Origin of the sequence: Haloferax marisrubri, from assembly GCF_001469875.2 — an archaeon.
Classification (GTDB): domain Archaea; phylum Halobacteriota; class Halobacteria; order Halobacteriales; family Haloferacaceae; genus Haloferax; species Haloferax marisrubri.
The window spans coordinates 197,063-222,770 of the sequence record NZ_LOPW02000022.1 but is presented as its reverse complement, the minus strand read 5'-3'; the positions used below and the strand labels follow the sequence as shown (position 1 = coordinate 222,770).

Annotated in this window: 19 protein-coding genes; 8 read left to right on the top strand and 11 right to left on the bottom strand. The window is 68.6% G+C overall.

From position 1 onward, the window contains the following. Window positions 1–57: 57 nt before the first annotated feature. From kdgK1 to mutS, 4 genes are all read right to left on the bottom strand, one after another. Complete coding sequence (kdgK1, locus tag AUR65_RS18650; protein WP_058568604.1) at window positions 58–1,020, bottom strand: bifunctional 2-dehydro-3-deoxygluconokinase/2-dehydro-3-deoxygalactonokinase; 963 nt, start codon at window positions 1,018–1,020, stop codon at window positions 58–60. A gap of 86 nt (window positions 1,021–1,106) precedes the next feature. After that, entirely contained in the window at window positions 1,107–1,409 is a 303-nt protein-coding gene (locus tag AUR65_RS18645) for a hypothetical protein (protein ID WP_004973272.1), read from the bottom strand. A 109-nt stretch (window positions 1,410–1,518) separates the two neighbouring features. Beyond that, window positions 1,519–3,738: a DNA mismatch repair endonuclease MutL gene (gene mutL / locus AUR65_RS18640; RefSeq protein ID WP_058568603.1), complete on the bottom strand. Its 2,220-nt coding sequence runs from the start codon at window positions 3,736–3,738 to the stop codon at window positions 1,519–1,521. Further along, window positions 3,735–6,479, bottom strand: a complete 2,745-nt coding sequence (mutS, locus tag AUR65_RS18635; RefSeq protein ID WP_058568602.1) for a DNA mismatch repair protein MutS — start codon at window positions 6,477–6,479, stop codon at window positions 3,735–3,737. Before mutS ends, mutL begins: the two co-directional genes overlap by 4 nt. A gap of 283 nt (window positions 6,480–6,762) precedes the next feature. On the opposite strand from mutS, the gene AUR65_RS18630 reads away from it, so the two are divergent. The 3 genes from AUR65_RS18630 to AUR65_RS18620 all read left to right on the top strand — a co-directional run bounded on the left by AUR65_RS18630 (window position 6,763) and on the right by AUR65_RS18620 (window position 12,249). Beyond that, a complete protein-coding gene (locus AUR65_RS18630; protein ID WP_394337348.1) occupies window positions 6,763–7,941 on the top strand; it encodes an ABC transporter substrate-binding protein in 1,179 nt (392 codons plus the stop codon). Beyond that, window positions 7,938–10,385 carry a methyl-accepting chemotaxis protein gene (locus AUR65_RS18625; protein WP_058568600.1) on the top strand — a complete coding sequence of 816 codons (2,448 nt, stop codon included), beginning with the start codon at window positions 7,938–7,940 and terminating at the stop codon, window positions 10,383–10,385. The genes AUR65_RS18630 and AUR65_RS18625 overlap by 4 nt, the downstream gene beginning before the upstream one ends. Window positions 10,386–10,590: 205 nt before the next feature. Further along, window positions 10,591–12,249: a methyl-accepting chemotaxis protein gene (locus AUR65_RS18620; RefSeq protein WP_058568599.1), complete on the top strand. Its 1,659-nt coding sequence runs from the start codon at window positions 10,591–10,593 to the stop codon at window positions 12,247–12,249. Between the two features lie 46 nt (window positions 12,250–12,295). On the opposite strand, the gene ubaA is transcribed toward AUR65_RS18620, so the two are convergent. Beyond that, on the bottom strand, window positions 12,296–13,108 hold the full coding sequence (ubaA, locus tag AUR65_RS18615; protein ID WP_058568598.1) for an SAMP-activating enzyme E1: 813 nt from the start codon (window positions 13,106–13,108) through the stop codon (window positions 12,296–12,298). Window positions 13,109–13,243: 135 nt separating this feature from the next. Between ubaA and AUR65_RS18610 the strand changes: the two genes are divergently transcribed. Beyond that, window positions 13,244–13,600, top strand: a complete 357-nt coding sequence (locus AUR65_RS18610; protein ID WP_058568597.1) for a rhodanese-like domain-containing protein — start codon at window positions 13,244–13,246, stop codon at window positions 13,598–13,600. A gap of 54 nt (window positions 13,601–13,654) precedes the next feature. Here AUR65_RS18610 and AUR65_RS18605 read toward each other — a convergent pair whose 3' ends face one another. Continuing rightward, window positions 13,655–13,888: a hypothetical protein gene (locus AUR65_RS18605; RefSeq protein WP_058568596.1), complete on the bottom strand. Its 234-nt coding sequence runs from the start codon at window positions 13,886–13,888 to the stop codon at window positions 13,655–13,657. 119 nt (window positions 13,889–14,007) lie between these two features. After that, window positions 14,008–14,598 carry a 50S ribosomal protein L15e gene (locus tag AUR65_RS18600; RefSeq protein WP_058568595.1) on the bottom strand — a complete coding sequence of 197 codons (591 nt, stop codon included), beginning with the start codon at window positions 14,596–14,598 and terminating at the stop codon, window positions 14,008–14,010. Between the two features lie 301 nt (window positions 14,599–14,899). Between AUR65_RS18600 and AUR65_RS18595 the strand changes: the two genes are divergently transcribed. Then, on the top strand, window positions 14,900–15,445 hold the full coding sequence (locus tag AUR65_RS18595; protein ID WP_233194429.1) for an ester cyclase: 546 nt from the start codon (window positions 14,900–14,902) through the stop codon (window positions 15,443–15,445). A gap of 78 nt (window positions 15,446–15,523) precedes the next feature. On the opposite strand, the gene AUR65_RS18590 is transcribed toward AUR65_RS18595, so the two are convergent. Genes AUR65_RS18590 through AUR65_RS18580 form a run of 3 tightly spaced genes read right to left on the bottom strand, consistent with a single transcriptional unit; the run spans window position 15,524 to window position 18,830 of the window. Then, window positions 15,524–16,600 (bottom strand): sugar ABC transporter permease, encoded by a 1,077-nt coding sequence (locus AUR65_RS18590; RefSeq protein WP_058568594.1) that lies wholly within the window; start codon window positions 16,598–16,600, stop codon window positions 15,524–15,526. After that, window positions 16,597–17,532: a carbohydrate ABC transporter permease gene (locus tag AUR65_RS18585; RefSeq protein ID WP_004044370.1), complete on the bottom strand. Its 936-nt coding sequence runs from the start codon at window positions 17,530–17,532 to the stop codon at window positions 16,597–16,599. The genes AUR65_RS18590 and AUR65_RS18585 overlap by 4 nt, the downstream gene beginning before the upstream one ends. 5 nt (window positions 17,533–17,537) lie before the next feature. Next, window positions 17,538–18,830, bottom strand: a complete 1,293-nt coding sequence (locus AUR65_RS18580; RefSeq protein WP_084816532.1) for a substrate-binding domain-containing protein — start codon at window positions 18,828–18,830, stop codon at window positions 17,538–17,540. A 230-nt stretch (window positions 18,831–19,060) separates the two neighbouring features. On the opposite strand from AUR65_RS18580, the gene AUR65_RS18575 reads away from it, so the two are divergent. Beyond that, window positions 19,061–20,194 carry an ABC transporter ATP-binding protein gene (locus tag AUR65_RS18575; RefSeq protein ID WP_058568592.1) on the top strand — a complete coding sequence of 378 codons (1,134 nt, stop codon included), beginning with the start codon at window positions 19,061–19,063 and terminating at the stop codon, window positions 20,192–20,194. 66 nt (window positions 20,195–20,260) lie between these two features. Here AUR65_RS18575 and AUR65_RS18570 read toward each other — a convergent pair whose 3' ends face one another. Next, window positions 20,261–22,270 (bottom strand): glycoside hydrolase family 15 protein, encoded by a 2,010-nt coding sequence (locus AUR65_RS18570; RefSeq protein ID WP_058568591.1) that lies wholly within the window; start codon window positions 22,268–22,270, stop codon window positions 20,261–20,263. Between the two features lie 104 nt (window positions 22,271–22,374). Between AUR65_RS18570 and AUR65_RS18565 the strand changes: the two genes are divergently transcribed. After that, entirely contained in the window at window positions 22,375–24,558 is a 2,184-nt protein-coding gene (locus AUR65_RS18565) for an alpha-amylase family glycosyl hydrolase (RefSeq protein ID WP_058568590.1), read from the top strand. A gap of 5 nt (window positions 24,559–24,563) precedes the next feature. Then, window positions 24,564–25,634, top strand: coding sequence for a TrmB family transcriptional regulator (locus AUR65_RS18560; protein WP_199180648.1), 1,071 nt, complete (start codon window positions 24,564–24,566; stop codon window positions 25,632–25,634). Window positions 25,635–25,708 lie beyond the last annotated feature (74 nt).

Below are 25,708 nucleotides of genomic sequence, written 5' to 3'. Positions count from 1 at the left end.
GCGACGGAAAATCGTTATCGTCGGTCAGTCGTCCGATTTCGCTGACGAGTCGGCGCGCTACCGCGAGATGCCGTCGCCCTCGTCGGCGACGACGCGCTCGATGTCCCCGGGGTTGACGACGGCGATGTCGCCCTCGACGGTCCGCTTGAACGACGCCGTCGCCGACGCCCACTGCAGCGACTCGGCCACGCTCCCGCCGTCGAGGTGCTTGGCGAGATAGCCGCCGACGAAGGCGTCGCCGGTGCCGATGGCGTCGTACGTCTCCGCCTCGTAGACGCCCTGTTCGGACACCGCCCCGTCGGACACCGCGAGCGACCCTTCCTCACCGCGGGTGACGACGACCGTCTCGATGTCGTAGTCTTCGGCGAGGCCGCGAGCGACCGACTCGGCGTCGCCGTCGCGCCCGAGGACGGTCGCCGCGTCGCGCTCGGCGGCGAACAACAGGTCGATGGAGTCGAGCAGGTCGCGGTAGACTTCGGCCGCCTCGTCGGGCGACCAGAGCTTCGTCCGGTAGTTCAGGTCGAACGCGGTCGTCGTCCCGGCGTCCTGCGCCGCTTCGAGCACGTCGGCCGTGGTCTCGCGGAGCGTCTCGGAGAGCGCGGGCGTGATGCCGCTCGTGAAACACACCTCGGCGTCCCGGACGGCGTCGAGGTCGGTCTCGCTCGTCTCCAGCGTCGTCACGGCCGCGTCGGCGCGGTCGTAGACGACGTTCGTCGGGCGCGGCGACGCCCCGTGTTCGAGGTAGTAGACGCCCTGTCGGGCGTCCGCGTCGTCGGCCCAGACGACGCCGTCGGTGTCGACGCCGTGGCTCCGGAGTTCGCCGACGATTCGCCGGCCGAGCGGCGAGTCCGGGAGCTTCGAGAACCACGCGGCGTCTCGCCCGAGTCGAGTGGCGGCGACGGCGACGTTCGACTCCGCGCCGCCCGCCTGCACTTCGAGTTCGCGGGCGGTCTCGAGTCGCTCGCCACGCGGCGGCGACAGCCGAAGCATCGTCTCGCCGAAGGTCACGAGTGCTGTCATGGACGGCCGTTCGCGGGCGCGATATAAACGTCCGGCGTTGCCGTCGAATGACACGCCTGCGGTCGATTCGGTCGCCCCGCGCCTGCTCACGCGGCCGTCAACCGCCGGACGAGGTAGATGAACGCGATTGGGATGCTCAAGAACGGAATCGCCACGAGGTAGTACACGGGCGAGGGAACCCAGTCGCTCTCGCGGGCGAGGTCCAGTCGGTCGGCGTGGAGCGCCAGCGGGCCGACGACCACGGCGGCCGCCGTCCCGTAGAGCCGAATCGCCTGCCCGGCCGCGTCGGCCCACGGCGGCACGCTCGGCCCCGTCGCCGCGGTGAAGAGATACGAGACGACGAGCGCCAGCGGCCCGAAGCAGATGCCCAGAAAGACCAGCGGGTTCATCGCCTCCACCGTCTCGGTGCCCCGACTTGAATCCTCGCCGCGGCTATCGCTTCAGAGAATCGGCGACTGGCTTGCGGGCGGGGCGACCGAGCCAACCGACCCGCGCCGGCTACTCCTCGCGTCGCCGCCCGCCGTGGCCGGGGTAGTCGCGCTCGAAGCGCGAGGCGATTTCGTCGCGGTCGAACTCGACGATGACCGGGCGGCCGTGGGGGCAGGCGTAGGGGTTCTCACAGTCGTCGAGCGCCGCGAGCAGGTCGAGCACGGACCCCTCTCGGAGCGACGTGTTGCCCGTAATCGAGGGGTAACACGCGAGGTCCGACAGCAGTTCGTCGGCGACGGCGTCGACGGTCTTCCGGCCGCCGTCGGCCTCCTCGCGGACGAACGCCGTCAGCGCGTCGCGGAGCAGTCCGGGGTCGAGCGCGGCGTCGAACACCGCCGGCACGGTCCGCACCGAGACGGTCCGCTCGCCGGTCCGCCCGGCGTGGAAGCCCACCTGCGCCAGCGCCTCGCGGTACTCCTCGAACAGCGCCGCTTCCCGCGCGGTGAGTTCGAGTTCGACCGGTTCGGCCAGCGCCTGCGTCGGCGTGTCGCCTTCGACTTCGCCCTTCAGGCGCTCGTAGTTCACGCGCTCGTCGGCGGCGTGCTGGTCGACGAGGACCAGCCCCTCGTCGGTCTCGGCGACGATGTAGGTGTCCGCGAGTTGGCCGATGATTCGCATCGACGGGAGCGAGTCGAACTCGGGCGAGAGGTCAGCCTCCTCGCCCGAGAGGTCGCGCTGGGTCGTCGGCGCGGCGATGCGCGAGGGCCGACTTCGGGGCCCGTTGTCGTCACCCGACTCGGCCGACGACGCCTCGGCCCGGGCAGACTCCGGTTCTCCCCCGTCGTCGGTCGCCAGCGACGACTGCTCTGTCGTCTCCGGCCCCGGCGCGAGGTCGTACTCGCGGGGCGGCGTCGGCGGTGTCGATGCCGGCGTCTCGGTCGGGCCGGACGAGTCCACGGGCGTCTCGGTGGTCGAACCGGGCGAGTCGTCGTCACCAGTCGGATTCTCGGTGTCGAGGCCCGTCTCGCGTTCAGTTGCAGGCGTGGTGTCCGGGTCGGCGTCGTCGTCGGCGGTGGCGGCGTCCGGGTTCGCCTGAGCATCTGATTCGCGGGCCTCCCGCGCCGACTGCACGTCCCGTACGGACGGGGAGTTGGTGTCACCAGATTCGCCGTCCGGCTTCGTTTCCCGGATTTCGTGGGGGTCCAGTTGCGTCGCGTCGTCACCGTCTGGTGACTCGGGTTCGATGGCCGCCTCGTCGGCTTTCGACCGGCCTCGCGGGGCCGACGACCGGACGAGGCCGTCGCTCAAGAGGGCGTCTTCGACCGCGTCGGTCACCTCGCGCTTGACGCCGGTTTCGTCGTCCCAGCGGACCTCCATCTTCCGCGGGTGGACGTTCACGTCCACGGCGTCGGGCGCGACTTCGACGAACAGCACCGCGAAGGGGTAGCGGTCGGCGTCGAGTTGGCCGCCGTAGGCGTCGAGGACGGCCTCGCGGAGCACGCGGTCCGTGACGTAGCGGTCGTTGACGAACGTCGAGAGGTAGTCGCGGGTGCTCCGGGTCGTCTCGGGGTGGCTCACGAGACCCGAGACGGAGACGCCGGGGGCGTCGTGGTCGACCGGGACCATCGACTCCGCGACCTCGCGGCCGTACACCGAGAGCACGGTCGACTGGAGGTCGCCGCGGCCCTCCGTGGCGAACACCTCGCGGTCGTCGTGTTCGAGCGAGACGGCCACGTCGGGGTTGGCGAGGGCGTAGTGCGTGACGACCGCGTTGACGTGGTCGAACTCGGTCGCCGTCGTCTTGAGGAACTTCCGGCGGGCGGGCGTGTTGTAGAACAGGTCGTCGACCTCGACGACGGTCCCCTCGGGACAGCCTGCGGGTCGAATCGACTCGACCTCGCCGCCCTCGTACTGCAACTCGGTGCCCACGTCGCCGCCGCGGGGCTTCGACCGGATGGTCAGCCGCGACACCGCGCCGATGGTGTGGAGCGCCTCGCCGCGGAAGCCGAGGGTGCCGACGCCGGCTTCGAGGTCTTCGATGTCGCCGATTTTGCTCGTCGTGTGCTCGCGGACGGCGAGTTCGAGGTCTTCCTCGCTCATGCCGACGCCGTCGTCGCGGATGCGGACGCCCTCCACGCCGCCGGCGTCGACGGCCACGGAGATGCGCGTCGCGTCCGCGTCGAGGCTGTTTTCGAACAGCTCCTTGACGACCGAGGCCGGTCGCTCGACCACCTCGCCGGCGGCGATGCGCTGGATGGTCTTCTCGTCGAGCTGTTTGATGTCGCTCATTCGTCGTCACCGCCGTCCAGTTTCGACTGCCACGCCTGCACCTTCGCCATCAGGTCCAGCGGCGACGTGTCGTTCACGTCGGTCGCCCGGAGTTCGTCGAGGACGGCTTCTGTCTCCGAATCCAGCGCGGGCTCGGACTCGGACTCGGTCTCGGCGTCGCCCGCCTCGGCCTTCGACTCGACGGCCGCGGCCGCGTCCACCGACCCGTTGCCAGTCGCACCGTTCGCGGGCGCGCCGGTGCCCGCCGAATCACCGGCGGTGCCGCCGCGCTCGGCGACTTTCATCTGTCCGCTTCCCACGTCGAAGACGGCCTGCACGGGCTCCGAGGTGCCGGAGCCTTTGGCCTCGATTGCCTTCTCCTCGCGGAGCCGGTCGAGCACGTCGGCGGCGCGGTCGACCACCGGGCGCGGAACCCCCGCCAAATCGGCGACGTGAATCCCGTAGCTCCGGTCGGTCGGACCGTCGACGACGGTTCTGAGGAACGTCACGTCGCCGTCGCGCTCGTCGGCGGCGACGTGGACGTTGGCGACGCGGTCGAGGTGGTCCGCGAGGCTCGTCAGTTCGTGGTAGTGCGTGGCGAACAGCGTCTTCGCGCGCACCTCGTTGTGGAGGTACTCGGTGGCCGCCCACGCGATGGAGATGCCGTCGTAGGTTGCGGTCCCGCGGCCCACTTCGTCGAGGATGACGAGCGAGTCCTCGGTGGCCGAGTGGAGGATGTTCGAGAGTTCCTGCATCTCGACCATGAACGTCGAGCGACCCTGCGCGAGTTCGTCCAGCGCGCCGACGCGGGTGTAGATGCCGTCGACGACGCCGACGGTCGCCGAGCGAGCGGGGACGAAACTCCCCACCTGCGCGAGGAGCGTGATGAGCGCCGCCTGTCGCATGTACGTCGATTTCCCGGACATGTTCGGCCCGGTGACGATGAGGAAGCCGCGCTCGTCGTCCATGCGGAGGTCGTTCGGGACGAAGTCGGTCGTCGTCTCCACGACCGGGTGGCGACCGGCCTCGATGTCGAGCGCTCCGGCCTCGGTGAGTTCGGGGCGCGTCCACCCGTTTCCGGCGGCGTGGGTCGCCAGCGACGCCAGCGCGTCCACCTCGGCGATGGTCCGACCCACGTCCTGCAGGAGTTCGGCGTGCTGGGCCACCCGTTCGCGGAGGTCCTCGAACAGTTCGTATTCGAGGTCGCCGCGGGCCTCTTCGAGCCGGAGAATCTCGCGTTCTTTCTCCTCTAACTCCTCGGTGACGAAGCGCTTGGAGTTCTTGAGCGTCTTTATCTGCCGGTAGTGGCCGGGCACTTGGTCCGCGACCGACTTGCCGACTTGGATGTAGTAGCCGTCGGTCTTGTTGCGGTCGACGGTGACGTGCGAGAGGCCGTGGTCCCGCTTCTCGCGGTCGGCGAGCGTGTCGAGCCACGACTTCGCCGACTCGTGGCGCTCGATGAGGTCGTCGAGTTCGTCGTCGTAGCCCGTCTGGAACAGGCCGCCCTGCGTGACCGTCTTCGGCGGGTCCTCGGCGAGCGCGTCGGCGAGGTCTGCTCGGAGGTCGGCCGCGGCGTCCCGGTCGGGCCGCGAGACGACTTCCGCGAGCGGGGAGTCCGCGAGTTCGGTCCCCTCGATGGCGTCGGCGAGCGCGGGGAGCACCGAGAGCGTGTCCCGGACCGACAGCAGGTCGGACGCGCCGGCGCTCCCGGACGCCGACCGGGAGGCGAGTCGTTCGAGGTCGTACGCCCCGTCGAGCACTTCGCGGACGCGCTCGCGGGCGAGGGCGGCCGACGCGAGCGACTGCACCGCGTCGAGGCGGCGGGCGAGTTCGTCGCGGTCGCGCCGCGGTCGAGTCAGCCACTCGCGGAGGAGGCGGCCGCCGGGCGAGGTGACGGTGTGGTCTATCGTGTCGAACAGCGACCCCGAGCGGTCGCCGTGCATCGTCTCGATGAGTTCGAGGTTGCGCTGGGTGGTCGCGTCGAGTTCGAGCAGGTCCGAGGGGTGGTAGACCTGCAGGCGCGTCATCGACCGGAGGACGCCCGCGCCCGTCTCCTCGACGTAGGCGAGGACGCCGCCGGCGGCGCGGGTCGCGAGGTCGGAGTCGAGGCCGACGCTATCGACGGTTGACGCGCCGAACTGCTCGCGGACGGCGTGACGGGCGCGACCCGGCGCGAACGCCTCGGTTGAGAAAAGCGAGAAGGAGGCGTCGGTGGCCTCGCGCAGGCGCGAGAGCGTCTCGTCGTCGCTCCGCAGGTTCGGGCCGGGGAGGACTTCGACGGGGGCGAAGCGGTAGAGTTCGGCCGCGGCGTCGTCGACGGTCGCGGCCTCGGTGACGAGGAACTGGCCGGTCGTGATGTCGGCGAACGCGAGGCCGACGCCGTCGCCGTCGGTCACGACGGCCGCGAGGAACTGCGCGTCGGCGCGGGAGGTTTCGAGGAGCGTCCCCGGCGTGACGACGCGCTTGATTTCGCGGCGGAGGTCGCCGGACTCGGTCTCGTACTGGTCGGCGACGGCGACCCGGTAGCCGCGCTCGACGAGCGCCTTGAGATAGGGCGTCAGGTCGTTCAGCGGCACGCCCGCCATCGGATACGACGACCCGTGCGAGGACTTCTGGGAGACCTTGAGGTCGAGTTCGCGGCCGACCGTCTCGGCGTCGTCGGCGAAGAACTCGTAGAAGTCGCCGCACTGCATGGCGAGCAGGTCGGCGTCGGTCTCCTCTTTCAAGGAGAGGAACTGTCCGACGATTCCCTGAGTAGTCATGTCCGCACGTGGGCGGGCCGGCGGATAAAACGCTACGATGCCCCGGCCGACGGGGTGCGCGCGACCCGAGCCAAAACCGCTCGCCGCGACGACCCGGTTGTATGTCGAATGGTAGCACATCCATTTTTCGTGTCCGATGTTGGACAATCGTCTCAAAAATACAGCGTATGATAATCGGCGGCCCAAAATTATATACGGGAGTTGTCTCGGGCAATCTGTGACAGTCAGGTACGATAGACGAACGTTTCTCCGCACGGCCGCCGGCGCGGTGGGGCTCGGCTCGCTGTCCGGGTGCGTGGGAACGTTCGGAACGGAGTCCGGGGAGCCCGTTCGATTCGGGGCGATGTTGCCCGTCAGCGGGTCGCTGGAACAGGTGGGAACGCACGGCAAGCGCGCCGCCGAGCAGGCGGTCGAGGACATCAACCGGGCGGGCGGCGTGCTCGGGCGGCCGGTCGAACTGACCACCGTGGACACGGAGGGGTCCGCGTCGGTCGCGACCGACGGCTACGCCTCGCTGGCCGACGCGGGCGTCGTCGGTTTCGTCGGCGGCCTCGTCAGCGACGTGTCGCTCGCGCTCGCTCCGAAGGCGGCGGACGACGCCGTCATGGAGATGTCCCCGGCGAGCACGAACCCGCGGCTCTCGGACGCCGGGCGGGCCGACGGCCGGAAGTTCTTCGGCCGGACCGTCCCGAGCGACAGCCTGCAGGCGACCGCGATGGCGAAGATTCTCGACGCGCCGCAGTACGTCGACGCCGACCGGGTCGCCGTGCTCACCGTCGAGGGGGCCTTCGGCTCCGACCTCGGCACCGCACTCGGCGACCAACTCGACGCGGCGGTCGTCACCGAGGTCAGCTACGACCCGAGCGCGGACGGTTTCGGCGGCGTCGTCGACGAGGTGTTCGCCGACTCGCCCGACGCGGTCGGCTTCGTCAGCGTCCCCGGACAGGAGGGAGGCGTCCTCGACGCCTACGGCGCGTCCGACTACGAGGCCCCGTGGGTCTTCTCGGCGGGCCTGTTCGACGGCGAGATTCCGCCCCACTACGAGGGCTTCTACAGCGCCTCGCTGTCGTCGGTTCGGACGGACGGCTACTTCCATCTCACTCAGCGGCTCTCCGACATCGCGCCGCTGCAGCCCTACGCGGCGAACGCCTACGACGCCCTGTTCCTCATGGCGACGGCGGCGGAGTACGCCGGCGAGGCCACCGGGCCGGCCATCGCAGACGCCCTGCAGGCCGTCTCGGGCGGGACCGGCCACACCGTCTCAGTCGGCGAGTTCGACCGGGTACGGACCCTCGTCGACGCCGGCCGCGAGCTGAACTATCAGGGCGCGTCGAGCGGGGTCGACCTCACGGAGGCGCTCGAACCGCTGAGTTCGTACCTCGTCGAGCGCGTCCACAACGGCTCGGTCGAGCAGGTCGAACTCCTCCAGCGCCAGTTCTTCGAGTCCGGAGGTGGACGATGAACCCGTTTTCGCGGCTGACGAGCCTCCTCGAACGGGCGCTTCCGAACGTGATTCGCCGGCGCTACGCGGCGAAGTTCGGCGTCGTGCTCCTCCTCATCGTGGTCGTCATGGGCGGCGCGGGCGCGTACATCCACTTCGACACCAAGTCGGTCGTCGAGTCGCAGACCGAGTCACAGATTCGCGGCGCGGCGGCGACGGAGGCGAAGTCGGTCTCCGACTGGGTGACCTCGAAGGAGTCCACCGTCTCGTTCCTCGCCGAGTCGCTCGCCGACCAGCCGGCTGGCACCCCGGCGGCCGACCACCAGCGGTGGCTCGAAGGGAAGCTCATCCAGCTCCCCGGCGACGTTCGCTCGCTCCACTACGTGGACGCCGACACCGGCGCGGTCGTCGCCAGTACGACCGACAGCGCAACCGGCCAGTCGCTCGACTCGCTGTCCGCGCCGTGGGCCGACGACGCCGCGGCGCTGGCGTCGGGCCAGTCCGTAACCGTCTCAGCGCCCTACGAGTCCGGCGGCGAACCGGTCGTCGCGTTCGCGGCACCGGTCTCCGGAGCCAACGGCGCAATCGTCCTGACGGCGTCGCTCGAAGCCGGCTCCCACCAGTTCGAATCGCCCTACGCGACCGGCGACACCAAGGTCGTCACCGAGTCCGGGACCATCCTGTTCGACAACCGCAAGGCGTCCATCCTCGACCAGTACGCGGCCGCCGACGGCTCGTCCATCGAGGCCATCGACGCCGCGCTGTCCGGGCAGACCGGCTACGAGGTCGTCTCCGCCCGCACGGGCATGGAGTCCGGCGAGTACGCGATGGCGTACGCGCCCATCACCGGCACCGACTGGGTGCTCACCTACCACGTCCCGGCCGAGCGGGCGTTCGCGCTCCAGTCGCAGGTGACGACGAACGTGATGCTCCTCGTCGCCTTCGCCGTCGGCGCGCTGTTCCTCGTCGGCGCGACCATCGGACGCGGCACCGCGCGGTCCCTCTCGGTCGTCGCCCGCAACGCCGACGACATCGCCAACGGCGAGGTCGACGGCGACCTCCCGAACACCGCCCGAATCGACGAGATGGGCCGGCTGTACGACTCCTTCGAGTCGATGCAGTCGTACCTGACGACCGTCGCCGGGCAGGCCGAAGCGCTCGCTGACAAGCGCTTCGACGACCCCGTCCTCGACGAGGACATTCCGGGGTCGTTCGGCGAGTCGATGGGTCAGACGCATACTGAACTGGAGGCCCTCATCACCGAACTCGAAGCGAAGGCCGCCGAGTTCAGCGAGACGATGGCCGACGCCGCCGACGGCGACCTCACCGGCCGGATGTCGGAGGACGCCGACAACGACGCGATGAACGAGATGGCACGGTCGTTCAACGACATGGCCGACGAACTCGAAGCGACCGTCGCGGAGGTCGTCGAGTTCGCCGAGACCGTCGCCGCGGCCAGCCAGGAAGTCACCGCGAGTTCCCAGGAGATAGAGCGCGCGAGTCGGCAGGTCAGCGAGTCCACGCAGGTCATGGCCGAGGGGGCGCACGAACAGCGCGAAAACCTCCGGCAGACGACGAGCGAGACGAGCAACCTCTCTGCGACCATCGAGGAGGTCGCCTCCTCGGCGAGCGAACTCGAACGCACGGCCCAACACACCCTCGAAGCGAGCGAGGACGGTCACGAGGCGGCCGCCAACGCCATCGACACCATCGAGACCGTCGAGACGCAGACCCGCCGGACGGTCGACCGCATCGAGGACCTCGAAGGCGACATGGCCGAAATCGGCGACATCGTCGAACTCATCACCGACATCGCAGAGCAGACGAACATCCTCGCGCTCAACGCGAACATCGAGGCCGCCCGCGCGGGCGAGGCCGGCGAGGGCTTCTCGGTCGTCGCCAACGAGGTCAAGGAACTCGCCGGCGAGACCAAGGCCTCCGCCGAGGAAATCGAGGCGACCATCGAGGAGGTCCAAGCGAAGTCCGCGGCGTCCGTCTCCGAGATGCGCGAGACGCGCGACGCCGTCGACTCCGGCGTCGACGCGGTTCAGACCGCCCGCGACTCGCTGGACACCATCGTCGAGAACGTCCGCGAGACGAACGACGGCGTCGACGAAATCAGCCGGACCGCGGACGAGCAGGCCGCCTCCACCGAGGAGGTCGCGTCGATGATGGACCGCGTCTCCGATATCAGCGACGAGACCGCCGAGCGCGCCGAGTCGGTCGCCGCCGCGGCCGAAGAACAGACCGCCTCGCTCAGCGAGGTCTCGGACGGCGCGGACCGCCTCGCAACCCAGTCCGAGCGGCTGATGTCGCTCGTCTCCGAGTTCACCGTCGACCACGACGCTGCGGACCGCGACAGCGCGTTCGCCGACTCCGACGGCGCTTCAGTCGCCGAATTCGACGCGCCGGCGACCGACGGCGGCCTCGATGGCGACGACGGCCGTTCCGACAGACTCGACTGACGCCGCGCCCACCCGTCGCAGGGCGGCCCCGCGGCCTTCCGAACAACCCGTCCCCCGATTCGGCTCTCCCACCCGACGACCGCTTTGCTCGACCGTTCGTTTTCCGTATTCGCTCGCCGAAGATACCGATTCAGTACCACGACAATATCAGATATGATAGTTCAGAGCGTAGCGTTATACCGGCAATCCGCGTGGGGACGGACGTATGGACCTGCTTTCGCGACTCGCGGCGCTGGTCCCGGGGGTCGGGGCTCGGACGCGGACCGACGGTGGCGCACAGGCTGACGAACGAGGGACGGTCGCGGCGGCGGCCAAGCAGTTGCACACCGGTGCCCTGCTCGACGGCGTGGGGATGCCGGTGTTCGTCCTCGACGCCGACGGCCGGGTCATCGCGTGGAACGACCCGATTACGAAGCTCACGGGCGTCCCCGCGGCGGAGGCGCTCGGGTCGGAACACGTGAGCGAACTGTTCTACCCGGACGGCCGGCGGGCAAAGACGCTCGCCGACAAAGTGCTCGACGACCCGCGGAGCGCCGACGTGGTTCACGGACTCGACGTGGTTGACGAGGGTCGCCGACTCTACCGCGACACCAGCACGATGACGGACCGAAACGGCGCGAAGCGCCACATCGCCTTTACCGCCCAACCGCTGTTCGAGGGCGAGAAACTGGTCGGCGTGGTCGAGGCGGTCCACGACCGGACCGACGCCGTGGAGAAACAGCGGGCGTCCGAGGCGCTCGTCGAGGAGGTCTCGACCACCATCGGGAGCCTCACCGCCGGCGACCTCTCGGCCCGCGCGTCGTTCGCGGACGACCGCGGCGTCCTCAACGACGAGACGCTGGCGGTCGTCTCGGACCTCAACGAGATGGCGACCCGGTTCGACCACCTCGCCAGCGAGGTCGACGCCACGACCGCCGACCTCGGCGGCGCGATTCAGCGGGCCGCGACCGCCGCGACCGACATCGAGTCGCAGGTCACGGAGCAGGCGGACCTCCTCTCGACGGGCTCCGAGGAGATGCAGGAGCTGTCGGCCAGCATGGAGGAGATAGCCGCCACCTCCGACGAAGTCGCGTCGGCGGCGAATCAGGCCCGCGCGGCCGCCGAAAACGGGCAGGAAGCCGGCCAGAGCATCCGGTCCGCGACCGACCAGGTCATCGACATCTCCGACGAACTGCTCGACAGCGTGACCGAACTCCAACAGCGCATGGTCGTCATCGAGGAGGTCGTCGAGGTCATCGCGGAGGTCGCAGACCGGACGAACCTGCTCGCGCTCAACGCGAACATCGAGGCCGCCCGCGCCGGCGAGGCCGGCGAGGGCTTCTCGGTCGTCGCCGACGAGGTCAAACAGCTCGCGAACCAGACCCACGAGCACACCGAAGAAATCGCGGACAGCATCGCCGAGATTCAGGAACAGGCCGACGAGACGGTGCTGGCCTCCGAGCAGTCACACGAGCAGATTCAGGTCGCCTCCGGCGAAATCGAGGACGTGCTCGCCTCGCTCTCCGAAATCGCGGACGCCGCGGATTCCGCGGCCAACGGCGTCACCGAGGTCGCCCGCGCGACCGACTCGCAGGCGACGAACATCGAGGAGGTCACGAGCACGATTCAGATGGCCCAAGAGCACGCGACCGCCGCCGAGTCGTCGACGACCGACATCACCGACGCGACGGCCGACCAGACGGTCGCTCTCGACGCGCTCGCCGACCGGGTGGACGCCCTCGTCGGCGGCGACGCGACGGCGGTCGAAGAACTGGACGCGATGGACTTCGACGACGTGGTCGACGGCGCGGACGCCGACCCGGTTCGCGCAGCGACCGACGGCGGGTCGGACGACGAGTTCGGCGGGTTCCAGTTCGACCGGTAGCGCGACCGACTCGGAGCGTTCGATGATACCGTTTGGAGTTCTCTCCTCAGTCGAGGCTGATTGCACAGCTTTCGACGTAGTCGATGTCCTCGATGGAGTCGACGCCGCCCTCGCCGCAGACGGGGCAGTCCGGGTTCTTCCGGTACGGCACCGTCTCGAACGTCATGTCCATCGCATCGTAAAACAGGAGCCGCCCGTCGAGCACCTCGCCCTCGTCGAGGAGGAGCTTCATCGCTTCCGTCGCCTGAATACAGCCGACCGTGCCGGGGAGGACGCCGAGGACGCCGGTCGTCGCGCAGTCGGGGACGGTTCCCGGCTCGGGCGCTTCGGGGAACAGACACCGATAGCACGGGCCGTCGGGGACGAGCGTCGTCGCCTGTCCCTCGAACTTGTATATCGCGCCGTGGACCAGCGGGATTCCCTCGAAGCGACAGACGTCGTTGAGCAGGTAGCGCGTCGGGAAGTTGTCCGAGGCGTCGACCACCACGTCCGCGCCCGCGACGACCTCGTGGACGTTTGATTTGTCCACGCGGGCCTCGACCGGCTCGACCGACACGTCGGGGTTGAGGCCGCGGACGAACGCGGCGGCGCTCTCGGCTTTCGGCGTCCCCACGTCGTCGTCGCGGTGGATGACCTGCCGCTGGAGGTTGCTCCGTTCGACCACGTCGTCGTCGACGACGACGAGTTCGCCGACGCCGACCGCCGCGAGGTACTGGATGGCTGGCGCGCCCAACCCGCCCGCGCCGACGACGACGACCCGCGCCGAGAGCAGTCGCCCTTGGCCCTCCGGGCCGACCTCGTCCATGATGATGTGCCGCGAGTAGCGGTCCAACTGGGTGGCGTCGAGTGAGAGCGTCATATCCCGAGGTTGGCGTCGCCCCCGAATAAAGCCGCGGCACGGGTGCGCCCCGCTCCTCGGACCACGGACCGTCACCGCTGGCGACGACATCGCCGGAAGCGACGCGCCTTTGACGCTCCGCCCGTCACGTCGGGTATGGTCGCCGAGACGACGCCCGACGAACTACGCGAGAAACTGGCCGACGACGACGATGACCTCGCCGTCGTCGATATCCGAGACCCCTCGTCGTACACGTCCGGCCACATCCCCGGGTCGGAGAACCTCCCGGCGGCGACGCTCGGCCCCGAGGTGTTCGACCGCGAGTGGCCCGCCGAGGTCGTCGTCTCGTGTTACGTCGGCAAGAGTTCGAAACAGGTCGCCTCGGTGCTGGACAGCAACGTCGACGCGGACGTGTCCAGTCTCCGCGGCGGCTTCGACGCGTGGGACGGCGCGGTCGAAGACGGCACCGAGAGCGAGGGCGAAGCGGACCTCGGTCCCACGTCGCCGTTCTGAGTCACGCCGATATTTTGCGGCCGCTTTTCGACAGCCAGCGAGCGACGCCCGAACCTACTCACCGGGCACCGTGACGGGCGACCCGCGCCGCCGGTTTCGGTTCTGCAGATAGAAGACGAAGACCGCGAGGCCGCCGAGCACCGGCAGGAGGACGAACGCGACGAAGAACCCGACGGCCCACATGTCCGCCGTGTCCATCGCGCGGCGCTTCGCGTCCCGGTATATCCACGCCGCTCCGAGGACCGCGGCGGCGATGAGTAGCGGGCCGCTGAGTTCGATACTGACCATGTGGTCGTGTCAGCAGTCCGCGCCGGCCGGAATAAGCGTACGGGCCGTCGCTTTCGACGGGGACGAAGCCGCCGCTCCCCGGTCGATAAAGAGAGAAGATCGGCGCGGTGCGCGGGGCGTTACTTGCCGCGGCCGTTGCCGGAGCGGATGGAGGGACGGATGTGCTCCGTACCCTTGCCGCGGTTCTGGAGACCGCGGTTCTTCTTGCCCGCGTTGGTGAGACCGCGGAAGGCGCGGCCGTCGTGGGTGTCGTCGCAGATCCAGTTGAGGTCGTCGTCGTTCCGGATGGCCGGGTGCTCGGGGTCGATGAGGATGACTTCCTGCCACTTCTGGGAGCCGTCCTGTCCGACGCCGTAGGAGTTCAGCACGCGCAGGTTGGGGTGCTTGCGCGAGGCGCGTTCCTCCGCGATGCGCGGGATGGACTTCCGGCGGCCGATGCGGTTGACGCCCTGACGCTTCGTGCGGCGGCCGGCCTTGTGGCGCTGTTTGCGCGCGCCGCCCTTGCGGACGGAGACGCGGACCACGACGATGCCCTGCTTGGCCTTGTAGCCGAGCTCACGGGCCTTGTCGAGGCGGGTGGGGCGCTCGATGCGCTCGATAGCGCCCTGGTTGCGCCACTCCTGTTTTCGCTGCCACTGGAGTTCGGCCAGCTTGCCTTCCTTCGGGGTCTTCCACGCTTCCTTGATGTGGGAATAGAAGCTTCGTGCCATTGTGTATCACCGCGGGCGCTTGCGATTCAGTCCGTCGGGGAATCCCCCTGGGACCACATTTCGTCCCGTGCGTGACGGGTGCCCTCTGGCGTGCCCGCATTGCCAGCGAGTTGGCGGAACTACCGGCAGGGGAGGGTTAAGGACTTCGGATTTGAAACTGGTGTGCGGTAGTGACACACGCGGTTCTCGTGGCTGTTGTCGGGGAATCAGCTGTTGCCTCTCCATACCGTCGAGGCGTCGTGGCGACCCTCACAGGAACACATATGCTACCATACATCAATATTCACGGTGGAGAGGGGTCATGGCCGACGCAGATACGCGGAGGACGGAGACGAGAGACGCGGGACCGATGCTTCCCGGCGCGAGTGCCGCCGAGTTCGCGGACGCATACGTCGAACTGTGGAACACCCGGAACTACGCCGCAATTCCGCGGCTGGTCTCGGAGTCGTTCGTGATGTACGACCCGGCCGCCCCGGCGGAGGGAATTCCCGGACCGAAGCGCGAGGTCCACGGGCGCGACGGTCTCCGACAGTTCGTCGAGGGAGTGACGACCGGCTATCCCGATTTCGAGATTACGGTCCTCGAACTGCTCGCCGGCGACGGCGTCGTGATGTACGAAGCCCGGTTGACGGGAACGCACGACGGTCCCCTCGACGGTCTCCCACCGACCGGCCGGATGATCGACATTCGGGTCGTCTCGGTGCTCCGTCTCGACGGGGACTACATCAGCGAACACCGCGCGTACTTCGACATGCGAGAAGTGGCGGAACAACTCGGACTGACGTTCCCCACGGTGATTCGACAGGCACCGCGGCTCGTCGCCGGAAAGCTCCGCGGCGGGCTGTGAGACCGGTCGCTCCCACGACGCGTTGGTACCAGCCGAGTCGACGACCGGTGAAAAAAGGAGCCGAGTGAGTCGCCGCGTTTAGCCTTCCATCCCACCGAACGACAGGCCACCTTCGATGTAGCGCTGTGCGAACAGGTAGATGAGCATAATCGGCGCGGCGAACGTCAGCGCGAACGCCGAGAACCGGGCCCACGGGATGGAGTACCGGCCGACGAGCGAGTACAGCCCGACGGGCAGGGTGTAGTTGTCCGTCGAGAGTAGCGTCTGGGCGACGACGAACTCGGTCCATCCGGTGAGGAAGGTGAAGATGAACACCGTCGCCAGCCCCGCCTTCGACAGCGGCAGGATGATTTCGGTGACGATTTTCCACGACGGCGCGCCGTCTATCATCGCGGCCTCCTCGTAGGAGACGGGAATCCCGTCCATGTACGTCTTGAGGAGCCACGTGTTGAACGGGACCGCGGTGGCGGCGTAGTACGCCGACAGCGCGAGTTTGCTGTCGTTGAAGCCGAACTGGACGAACAGGGCGTACAGCGCGATGAGGAGCGCGACGCCCAGCCCGCCGCCGATTTGGGTGAACAGCACGTAGCCGTACAGCACCTTCGAGCGGCCGATGAACTGCCGGCGCGACAGCGCGTACGCGCTGGGGACGATGAGGCACATCGCGAGCAGTACCGTCGGAATCGCTACGGTGAGGCTGTTCGCGAAGAACCGCTTGAACTCGGAGGTCTCCGTGACGCCGTACTGCGACACGTCGAGGAACGTCAGTTCGGGCGTCTGGAGGAACACCTCGTAGCCGCCGAGGCCGAGGCTGATGCGGTAGCTCGGGACGATGAGGTCGCCGATGACCCACAGGAACGGTTCGATGGTCGGGTCGGCCGGCCACAGCCGAATCCCGCTCGACGAGTACAGCGACGCGCCGGTGCCCGAGAAGGCCCCGACGGCGACCCAGTACAGCGGGAACAACAGGAGCGCGACGACGACCGCGGCACCGAGAGTGATGCCGGCGGTCTTCAGCACCGTCGCGGGGCTGACGCGCCCCTCGCGGATGCCTTCGAGGGTGTACTTGGCGTCCTTGACCGACTCGACGGGTGCCATCACGGCGGCCCGAGCGTCGTCGGCGAGTTCGGACGCGATATCTGAGATGACGCTCATGCGTCGTCCACCCCGTCGGCGAGCTGTCCTTTCTTGACGTTCAACATCATGAAGACGCCGATGACGGCCACGGCGACCAGCATGATGGCCGCGCCCTCACCGTACTTCTGGAAGCGGAACGCCTCGCGGTAGCCGTAGACGATGAGGAGTTCGTTCGTCCGCGACGGCCCGCCCTGATTGAACACGTACGGGATGAGGAACTGCTGGAACGACGCCGCGGCCGTGAGAATCGAGGCGAACAGCACGGGGCGCTTGATAGAGGGAAGCGTCACGTGCAGGAAGCGGGCGAAGAAGCCCGCGCCGTCTATCATCGCCGCCTCGTGGAGTTCCTCGGAGACGTCCTGCAGGGCGCTCACGGTGATGATGACCATGAACGGGTACGCCAGCCACGCCTCGGTGACGTTGTAGGCGAGGAAGGCCATCCACCGCTCGGAGAGCCAAGCGATGGAGTCGAGGCCGGCCATCCGGAGGAACTGGTTGGCGAGGCCGAACTCGGCCGAACTGAAGATACCACGCCAGATGGTGATGGTGAAGATGCCCGGCAGACCGAGCGGGATGATGATGAGCGCGCGCATGAACCGCTTGCCGCGGACGCGCTCGCCCGTCACCACGAGCCCGATGCCGAGGCCGACGAGCACCTTGAGCGCGACGGACGTGGCGACGAACAGCCACGTCACGCCCATCGAGTTCCAGAACTGGCCGTCCGAGAGGACCGTCACGTAGTTGGCGAGGCCGACCCACTGCTCTTTGCCCTGGAACAGCGTGGCCGGCTCCGCGTTGGTGAACGAGAGATACACCAGGTACAGGACGGGAAACAGCATGAACGCGAGGAAGACGAACAGCCCCGGCAGTACCAACAGCAAGGGCAGGTCGTCCTTGCTCACCACCGGGCTGTCCGCGACGCGCTCGACGGCGCTGTCGACGACGCTCATCGTCCTTACTCCCAGTTAGACCGGATGTTCTCTTCGGCCTTCGTGAACGCGGGTTCGAGCTCCGCGTCGCCGTTTTTCACGCTGTTGAAGGCGTCTTCGAGCGGCCCCCACACGTCGCCCATGTTCGGGTGGGTCGGGATGGGGGTGCCGAGCGAGACGGACTCCGAGAAGCCCTGGACGGCCTCGGGGAGGTCGCTGCTCGAAGCGAGTTCCTTGTGGACCGGGATGTAGCCGAATTCCTCGGCGTTCGCCGAGAGCACGTCGGTGTTCGTGGTGTACCACTCGGCGAACGCGCGGGACGCGGCCGCCGTCGCCTCGTCGCCCTCCAGCGTCGAGGTGAAGTAGAGCTGCTTGACCGTCGTGTACGGCTTGGGCTCGGCGTCGCCCTCGGGCGAGGGGAGCCGGGCGATGCCGGCGTCGATGTCGTTGGAGCGAACGTCGCCGAGGAACCACGGCCCGTTGATGGCGAAGGGCGCGTTGCCTTCGAGGAAGACGGCCGCCTGCGGGTCGTAGCCCGTGTCCTTCGGCTGGTACGGGGCGAAGTTGTCGAGGATGAACTGGAACCCTTCGAGGGTCGCCTCGTTCGACAGGCCGAGTTCGACGTTCGACTCGTCGAAGTAGTAGCCGCCGAAGGCGTGAGCCCACGCGCTCATGAAGTAGGCGTTCAGCGGGTAGCTGAGGCCGTACATCCCGTTTTCGGGGTCGTGGTACTCCTCCATGATGGCCGTCATGTCGGCGATGGTCTCGGGCGCTTCGTCCACCATCTCCTTGTTGTAGATGAGGCCGACGGTCTCGGCCGCGTAGGGGAGCGCGACGGTCGCGCCGTCGAACTGGACCGCCTCCTGTGCGGGGCGGGTGTAGACCGAGAGGTCAACGTCCAGTTGGTCGCTCTGGTCCGAGAGGAAGCCGTTCTGGTAGTACTCGCCGGTCCAGTCGTGGGCCCAGTCGAACATGCCCGCGCCCTGTCCGGCCGGGATGGCGGAGGTCGTCTTCTTCCGGAGGTCGGCGATTTCGGCGGGCTTCGCCGTGTGGGCCGTCTCCGAGGTGAACGTCTCGGCGTTGGCTTCGAGCGCCTTCTTCTCGGCTTCCGCGCGCTGGTGCCAGAGCGTGAACGTCCCGCTCGGGCCCGCGGACTCGGTCTCCGCTCCCGCGGTGGTCTCCTCGCCACCGTCGTCGCCCTCCGCACCGCTCTGTTCGGGCGTCTGCGTCGAATCGGTCTCCGACACGCCCACGCACCCTGCGAGTGCGCCGACGGCCGTCGTGCCTGCCAGTTGCTTCAGGATTGTGCGGCGGTTCATTGGCATAACGAATCTATGATGAACTATGTGTTCATATATTTAATAGTTCGGAATGACGCCCGCATTCGCGGAGAAAATTGCCAATTCGGTGCCCCAGTACGATTCCCTAATCACCCGAAATATTGGCTGTAGATGCCAAAATCAGGATTCTGAAATCCAATACGAACTATTGCATCACAAATTCAGAAAATAGGAAAACGATTATGGACGATGGGAACAGACGGGACGTAATGGCACGTCTCACGCTCGAAGCGCTTCGCAAGGAGTACGACCGGGGTCGCGTCGTCGCCGTCGAGGACCTCGCACTCGACGTCGAGGACGGCGAGTTCATCACCGTCGTCGGTCCCTCGGGGTGCGGGAAATCGACGACGCTCCGCATGGTCGCGGGGCTCGAATCGCCCTCCGGCGGCACGATTCGAATCGGCGGCGAGGACGTCACGGACCAGCACGCCCGCAAGCGCGACGTGGCGATGGTGTTCCAGAACTACGCGCTGTACCCGCACAAGACCGTCATGCAGAACATGGCGTTCGGCCTGCGGATGAGCACCGACCTCTCGAAGGACGAGCGCCGCGAGCGCGTCCGCGAGACGGCGGCGATGATGGGCATCGAGGACCTCCTCGACGACAAGCCCGACGAGCTTTCCGGCGGGCAGAAACAGCGCGTCGCGCTCGGCCGCGCCATCGTCCGCGAACCCGACGTGTTCCTGTTCGACGAGCCGCTTTCGAACCTCGACGCGAAGCTCCGCACCACGATGCGGACCGAGATTCAGCGCCTCCAGAACGAACTCGGCATCACCTCGCTGTACGTCACGCACGACCAGGAGGAGGCGATGACGATGGGCGACAAAATCGTCATCCTCAACGACGGGAAACTCCAGCAGGTCGGCCGCCCGAAGGACGTGTACGAGAACCCCGCCAACGAGTTCGTCGGCGGCTTCGTCGGCTCGCCGTCGATGAACTTCCTCGACGTGTCGGTCGAACGCGAGGGCGACCGCCTCGTCCTCGTCGGCGACGGGGCGTTCTCCTACCGCTTGTCGGAGTCGTTCTCGGCGACGCTCCGTGAGGCCACCGACGCGACCGACCTCCGCGTCGGCGTCCGCCCGGAAGACGTGGTGACGGCCTCGTCAGGCGAGAACGTCGTCGATTCGACCGTCGGCGTCGTCGAACCCATCGGCTCGGACAACTACCTCCACCTCGACATCGGCCCCGACTTCATCGCCCGCGTCGACTCGGACATCGAACCCGAGACGGGCGAGACGGTCGGCGTCACCTTCGACGAGTCGGACCTCCACGTCTTCCACCCGCGGACCGGCGAATCGCTTCTCTACCGCGAGTCCAAGCGGCGGGCGGCCCCGACGCAGTAACCGTGAAGAAGTAGTTCGCTGTTTTCTCGCGGTCCCTCGTTGTTCGACAGCCGCGTCGCCGCCGACTTACTCCCCGTCGAAGGCGTCGTCGGCGTCGAGCGTCGCCAGCGTCGCCAGCCGGAGCGCGTGCGGCCAGCCGAGCGGCGTCGCGCTGTCGGGCGTGCCGTCGTCGAAGAACTGCTCCGCGAGGTAGCCTTCGTCGGTGCACAGCGGGCCGTCGGGGAGGACGAGGTCGAGGAGTTCCCGACCCTCGTCGGCGAACGCTCCCGCACGGTCGTCGTCGTCGTGGGCGGCCAGCAGGGCGGCGAGTTCGACGCCGGCGTTCGCGCCCCACGCGGTCGAGACGGTCCAAATCTTCTCCGAGGACTGCTCGCGCATCCGCCAGTCGTCGCCCTCGAAGCGGACGAGTCCCTTCACCTCGCTGTCGTCGGGGTCGTGCCAGAGGCCGTCGAAGACGGACTCGACGTGGCGGACGAGCCGGTCCAGTCGGTCGTCGTCGACGGGTTCGAGGCGGTCGTAGGTCCGGTGGGCCGACGCGAGCGCGAGCGCGGCGGAGTCGTAGCGGTCGTCGAGTTCGCCGTCGGCGACGCGGAGCGCGTAACAGCCGCGGCCCTCGCTCCAGAGGTGGTCGATACCTTCGTACACCTCGCGGGCGCGCTCCGCGGCCCGGTCGGTCAGCGCCGAATCGAGGTCGGACAGCGCGAGCGCGGCGTAGGCTTCGAGGAACGTCGCCGCGGTGTGGCTGAACCGGCCGGTCATGTTCTCCCACGCGTTCTGGCAGTCCACGGGGAGGCCGTCGTCGCCGAGGGTGTCGTCGAGGCTGTCGAGGGCGCGCGCGAGCGTCTCCTCGATGTCGGCGCGGAGGTCGTCGTCGGCACAGCGGTCGTGGTAGGCCGCGAGGAAGGCGATGACGCTCCCCGTCTGGTCGGCCTGATAGTCCGCGTCGTCACCCGATTCGAGGCGGGCGTTCGCCCAGCCGGGGGCGAGCGAGCCGTCGAAGGGCCAGACGCGGTGGGGCCACGAGCCGTCCTCGCGCTGGGTGCGGCAGTAGGCGCGGGCGCTCCGCTCGTGCCACGCGTCGAGGCCGAGGTCGAGTCGCTCGTCGGACTCGAAGAGGAATTTCGAGATTTCGGCGTCGTCGCGGAACCACGTGTAGCCGTAGCCGCCGGAGTAGGCGTAGTAAGGGTCGAAGTCGGGACCGGCGATGCGGAGGCCGAGCGCCCCCGAAAGCAGCGAGAGCACGCGGATATCTGCGCGCATCGCGGCCGATTCGCGGTGGTCGGGCACCGTGCCTTCGACCTGCCCCGCGGCGCGCTCGCGGAGGTCGCCGAGGTCGCGGGCGACGAGGCCACGGACGCGTTCGAGCGCGTCCTCACGGCCCGTCTCGGTGTCGTCGGTGAGTAGGTTGCCGACCGCGGCCGCGCCCGACTCGAACGGGACGGTCCCGACGACCGCGCCGCTCAGTTGGCCCTCCTCGTAGCAGTCGTCGGTGCGGGGTCGCGGCAGTTCGACCTCGCCCTCGGAGAGCAGTTCGTCGAACCCCTCGGGCACGCGCCCCTCGACGTGCTCGAACGCCGGCGACGACGCGAGGAAGTCGTGTTCCTCGGCGTGGTACGCTTCCACCGCGTCGCCGTGGGTCAGTTGCCCGACGAGCGTGTCGCGGCCGTCCGGCTGGAAGTGGACGAAGGCGACGAGTTCCACGTCGGCGTCGGTCTCGAACCGGCTGACGTGGCCGTCGCCGACCGCGAGGTCGTACTGCGTCACGTCGCCGTGGGGCGTCTCGTGGTCGGTGACGACGAGCGCGCCGTCGTCCGCGTACGACTGGCTCGCGCCCTCGTCGAACCAGTGGACGCCGGCCTCGTCGTTGACGGGGCGGACGCCGAACCGGGAGCGCTCGACGCCCCAGAGCCCGGACAGCGGGTAGCCGAAGTCGCGGAGCGAGCCGTCGGTCTCGACGTGGACCAGTCGGTCACCGAGCCCCGAAAACAGGCCGCTCGTCGTCCGTCGCTCGCCCGGGAACCGCGTCGGGTGGTCTGCGTGCCGCTTGTAGTCGGCCAGCGCGTCGCGTAGTTGCATTGCTGAGTCGTGGGACCCCCGCAGATAATAATCTTGGTGTAATGTTCCTTCAAACTTTCATGCGGTTTCGAAACGGTAAGGACCCCGCTCACCCGAGGTGGGGTATGCACCACCCCGGTCCGCCGCGAGTCACGACGGTCGGCCGCCCCGTCGAACTCGCTCCGAGAGCCCCCGAACGGGACGCAACGTACCGCTGGCGCGTTCTCGACGCCCCCGCGGAGAGCGCCGCGACGGTCGGCTCGGGCCCGGTCGTCCACCTCTCCCCCGACGTTCCCGGCACGTACCGCCTCGAACTCGACGCGCCCGACGGCCGCCACGAACAGACCGTTCGCGCCTTCCCCGACGACCGCCGCCCGGCGACGATGGCGGTCCCCGCGGCCGCCCTCGAACCCGCGTCGCCGGACGAGGTGTCCGTCATCGGCCCGTTTAACGACCGCCTCGTCGGCCGCGACCGACCGCGCCGCGTCGGCGACGACTACGTCCTCAACGTGGACCTCCCGCCGGGCACGCACCCGTTCGGGTTCGCCCCGCACGACGACCTCGCGGAGCAAGTCCGCGGCGACGTCGAAGTCCCCGGACCGGGCCGCCCGCGGGTTCGACTCGACGGGCGAGTCGGGCAGGAGAACAGCGACGAACTCGTCGTCGTCGCGGACGCGGAGCCCGCGCCCGACGCCGGGGAGGCGACGCTCGCCGTCGAATTCCTGTTCGACGGCCGCGACGCGCTCGAACCGGGCGACTGCGAGGTCGGCGGCGACAGCCTGCGCGTCCCGGTCGAAACGCTCCGCGGGTTCGACTCGTCGGAGCCGGTTCGGGTCCACGCCGTCGCGGTCCAGACGACGACCGAGTCGAGTGAGTCGGGCGAGTCGTCCGTCCGGCACTCGGTTCTCGACACGTTGGTCGTGGACCCCGATGTCGTCGGCGACGAACCCGGGTCTGGGCTCGCCGTCTCGCGACCCGGCGACGCGCCCGAGTGGGCGCACCACGCGACCGTCTACGAGGTGTTCGTCCGGTCGTTCGTCGGCGAGACGCCCGACCCGACGTTCGACGAACTCGCCCGTCGCGTCCCCTACCTCGAATCCCTCGGCGTCGACTGCCTGTGGCTCACGCCGATACTGGAGAGCCACACGACCCACGGCTACCACGTCACCGACTACTTCGAGACCGCGTCGGACCTCGGTTCGCGCGAGGACTTCGAGGCGCTCGTCGACCGCTGTCACGACGCCGGCATCCGCGTCGTCTTCGACCTCGTCATCAACCACACGTCGCGGGACCACCCGGCCTTCCAGTTCCACTCGACCGGCGTCCCCGGCTACGAGAACCACTACGCCCGCGTTCCAGAGCGCGAGGACCCATCCGACGTGGACTGGGGCGGCCCCGGCGCGGCGGAACACTACTTCAACTGGACGCGCATCCCGAACCTCAACTACGACTCGCCGGCGGTCCGGTCGTGGATGCTCGACGTGGTCACCGAGTGGGCAACAGTCGTCGATGGCTTCCGGTGCGACGTGGCGTGGGGCGTCCCCCACGGCTTCTGGAAGGAGGTCCGCGAGCGGGTGAAGGCCGACGACCCCGAGTTCCTGCTCCTCGACGAGACCATCCCGCGGGACCCCGCGTACCACGAAACCGAGTTCGACGCCCACTACGACACGACGCTGTACGGGGCGCTCCGCGAGGTCGGCGCTGGCGAGAAGCCGGCGACCGCCGTCCTCGACGCCGTCGCCGACGCCCGCTGGCACGGCTTCCCCGACGACGCCGTGCAACTTCGCTACATCGAGAACCACGACGAGGAGCGCTACCGGAGCGCAGTCGGCGACGACGCGCTTCGGGCGGCCGCGGCCGCGACGTTCACGCTCCCCGGCGCGCCGATGATATACTACGGGCAGGAGACCGGCGTCGAAGCCCAGCGCGGGACGATGCGCTGGCACGACGCCGACGCCGACCTCGTGGATTTCCACCGGCGGCTCTCCCGCCTCCGCGACGCGCACGAGGCGCTCCGCGTCGGCAATGTCGAACCCGTCTCTGCCAGCGTTGCCCCCGCCGGAGACGACGGCGTCGAGTCCGACCGCGTGGTCGCGTTCGCCCGCGACGACGGCACCGACCGGCTCGTCGTCGTCCTGAACTTCGCTGGAGCGCCGACGACCGTCGAACTCGGCGCGGAGACGGCGGAGACCGACCTGCTGACGGGCGAGCGAGTCGGCGCGAGCGGCGCGGCCGCGGGCGATGGGGGCGTCCGCGTCACCGTCGCCGACGCGGTCGTGCTCCGCGCCGTCGGCGATTCGAGCCATTAAGTATCATGGTCGATGACAGTCCGACCATGGACGACCGGGAACTCGCCGACCTCCTGGAGCAGTTCGGGCTCTCAGAGAAGGTCGTCGACACGTATCTGACGCTTCTCGAACTCGGGGAGGCGAAGGCGAGCCAAATCGCCGACGCGGCGGGCGTCTCCAAGCGCTACGTCTACAGCGTGAGCAAGGAACTGGAATCGCGCGGCTTCGTGGAGGTCAACGACCACGTCGTGCCGACCACGATTCGGCCCCTGCCGCCGATGGAGGTCATCGAGTCGCTCTCCGAGAGCGTCGAGTCCATGCGCCCCGCGCTGGAGGAGCGCTACACGGCCACCGCCCGCGACCAGGAGCGATTCGAGGTCATCAAATCCCGCGTGACGGTGCTCAAGCGCATCGCCGAACTCGTCGGCCGCGCCGAGTCCGAAATCACGCTGTCGCTCCCCTACGACGTGCTCGACGAGGTCGAAGACGAACTCCGGGCGGCCCGCGAGCGCGGCGTCCTCGTCTCGCTCGTCGTCAGCGGCGTCGAACCGCACGACGACCTCGCGCTCGACGGCGTGGCCTCGCTCGTGCGCGTCTGGCACGAACTCATGCCCACGATGCTCACCGTCGATTCGCGAACGGGGCTCATCTCCCCCGGCGAGATGGTCGCCCGGTCGAACTCCGAGTCGCAGGCCATCGTCTTCGCCCAACCGCACCTCGGCCCGGTCATCGTCGGCTCCTTCTTCGGGAACTACTGGCCGATGGCCGCCGAGGCGTACACGACCGACCCCGACCCGCTCCCGGCGATGTACCACAACTTCCGCCACGCCGTCCTGCAGGCCGCCCTCTGCGAGCGCGCGGGCGTCGACCTCGACGTGACCGTCACCGGACGGATGGTCCACACCGACGGCCCGACCGAACTTCACGGCCGCGTGGTGGACATCCGGCAGGGTCTCCTCGAACCCGCGAACAACTCCTTCCCGGTCGAGAACGCCTTCGTCGTCGAAACTGACGAAGGAACCTACAGCATCGGCGGCCAGGGCGCGTTCGTCGAGGACTTCGAGGCCGACGCGGTGGAGTTCACGGCGGCTGAGTAGCCTGCCCGTTCCTGTTCCTTCGAGACCGCCAGCGCCGTCGACCACGTGGTCCGTTCACGGGACTGCCACCGAAC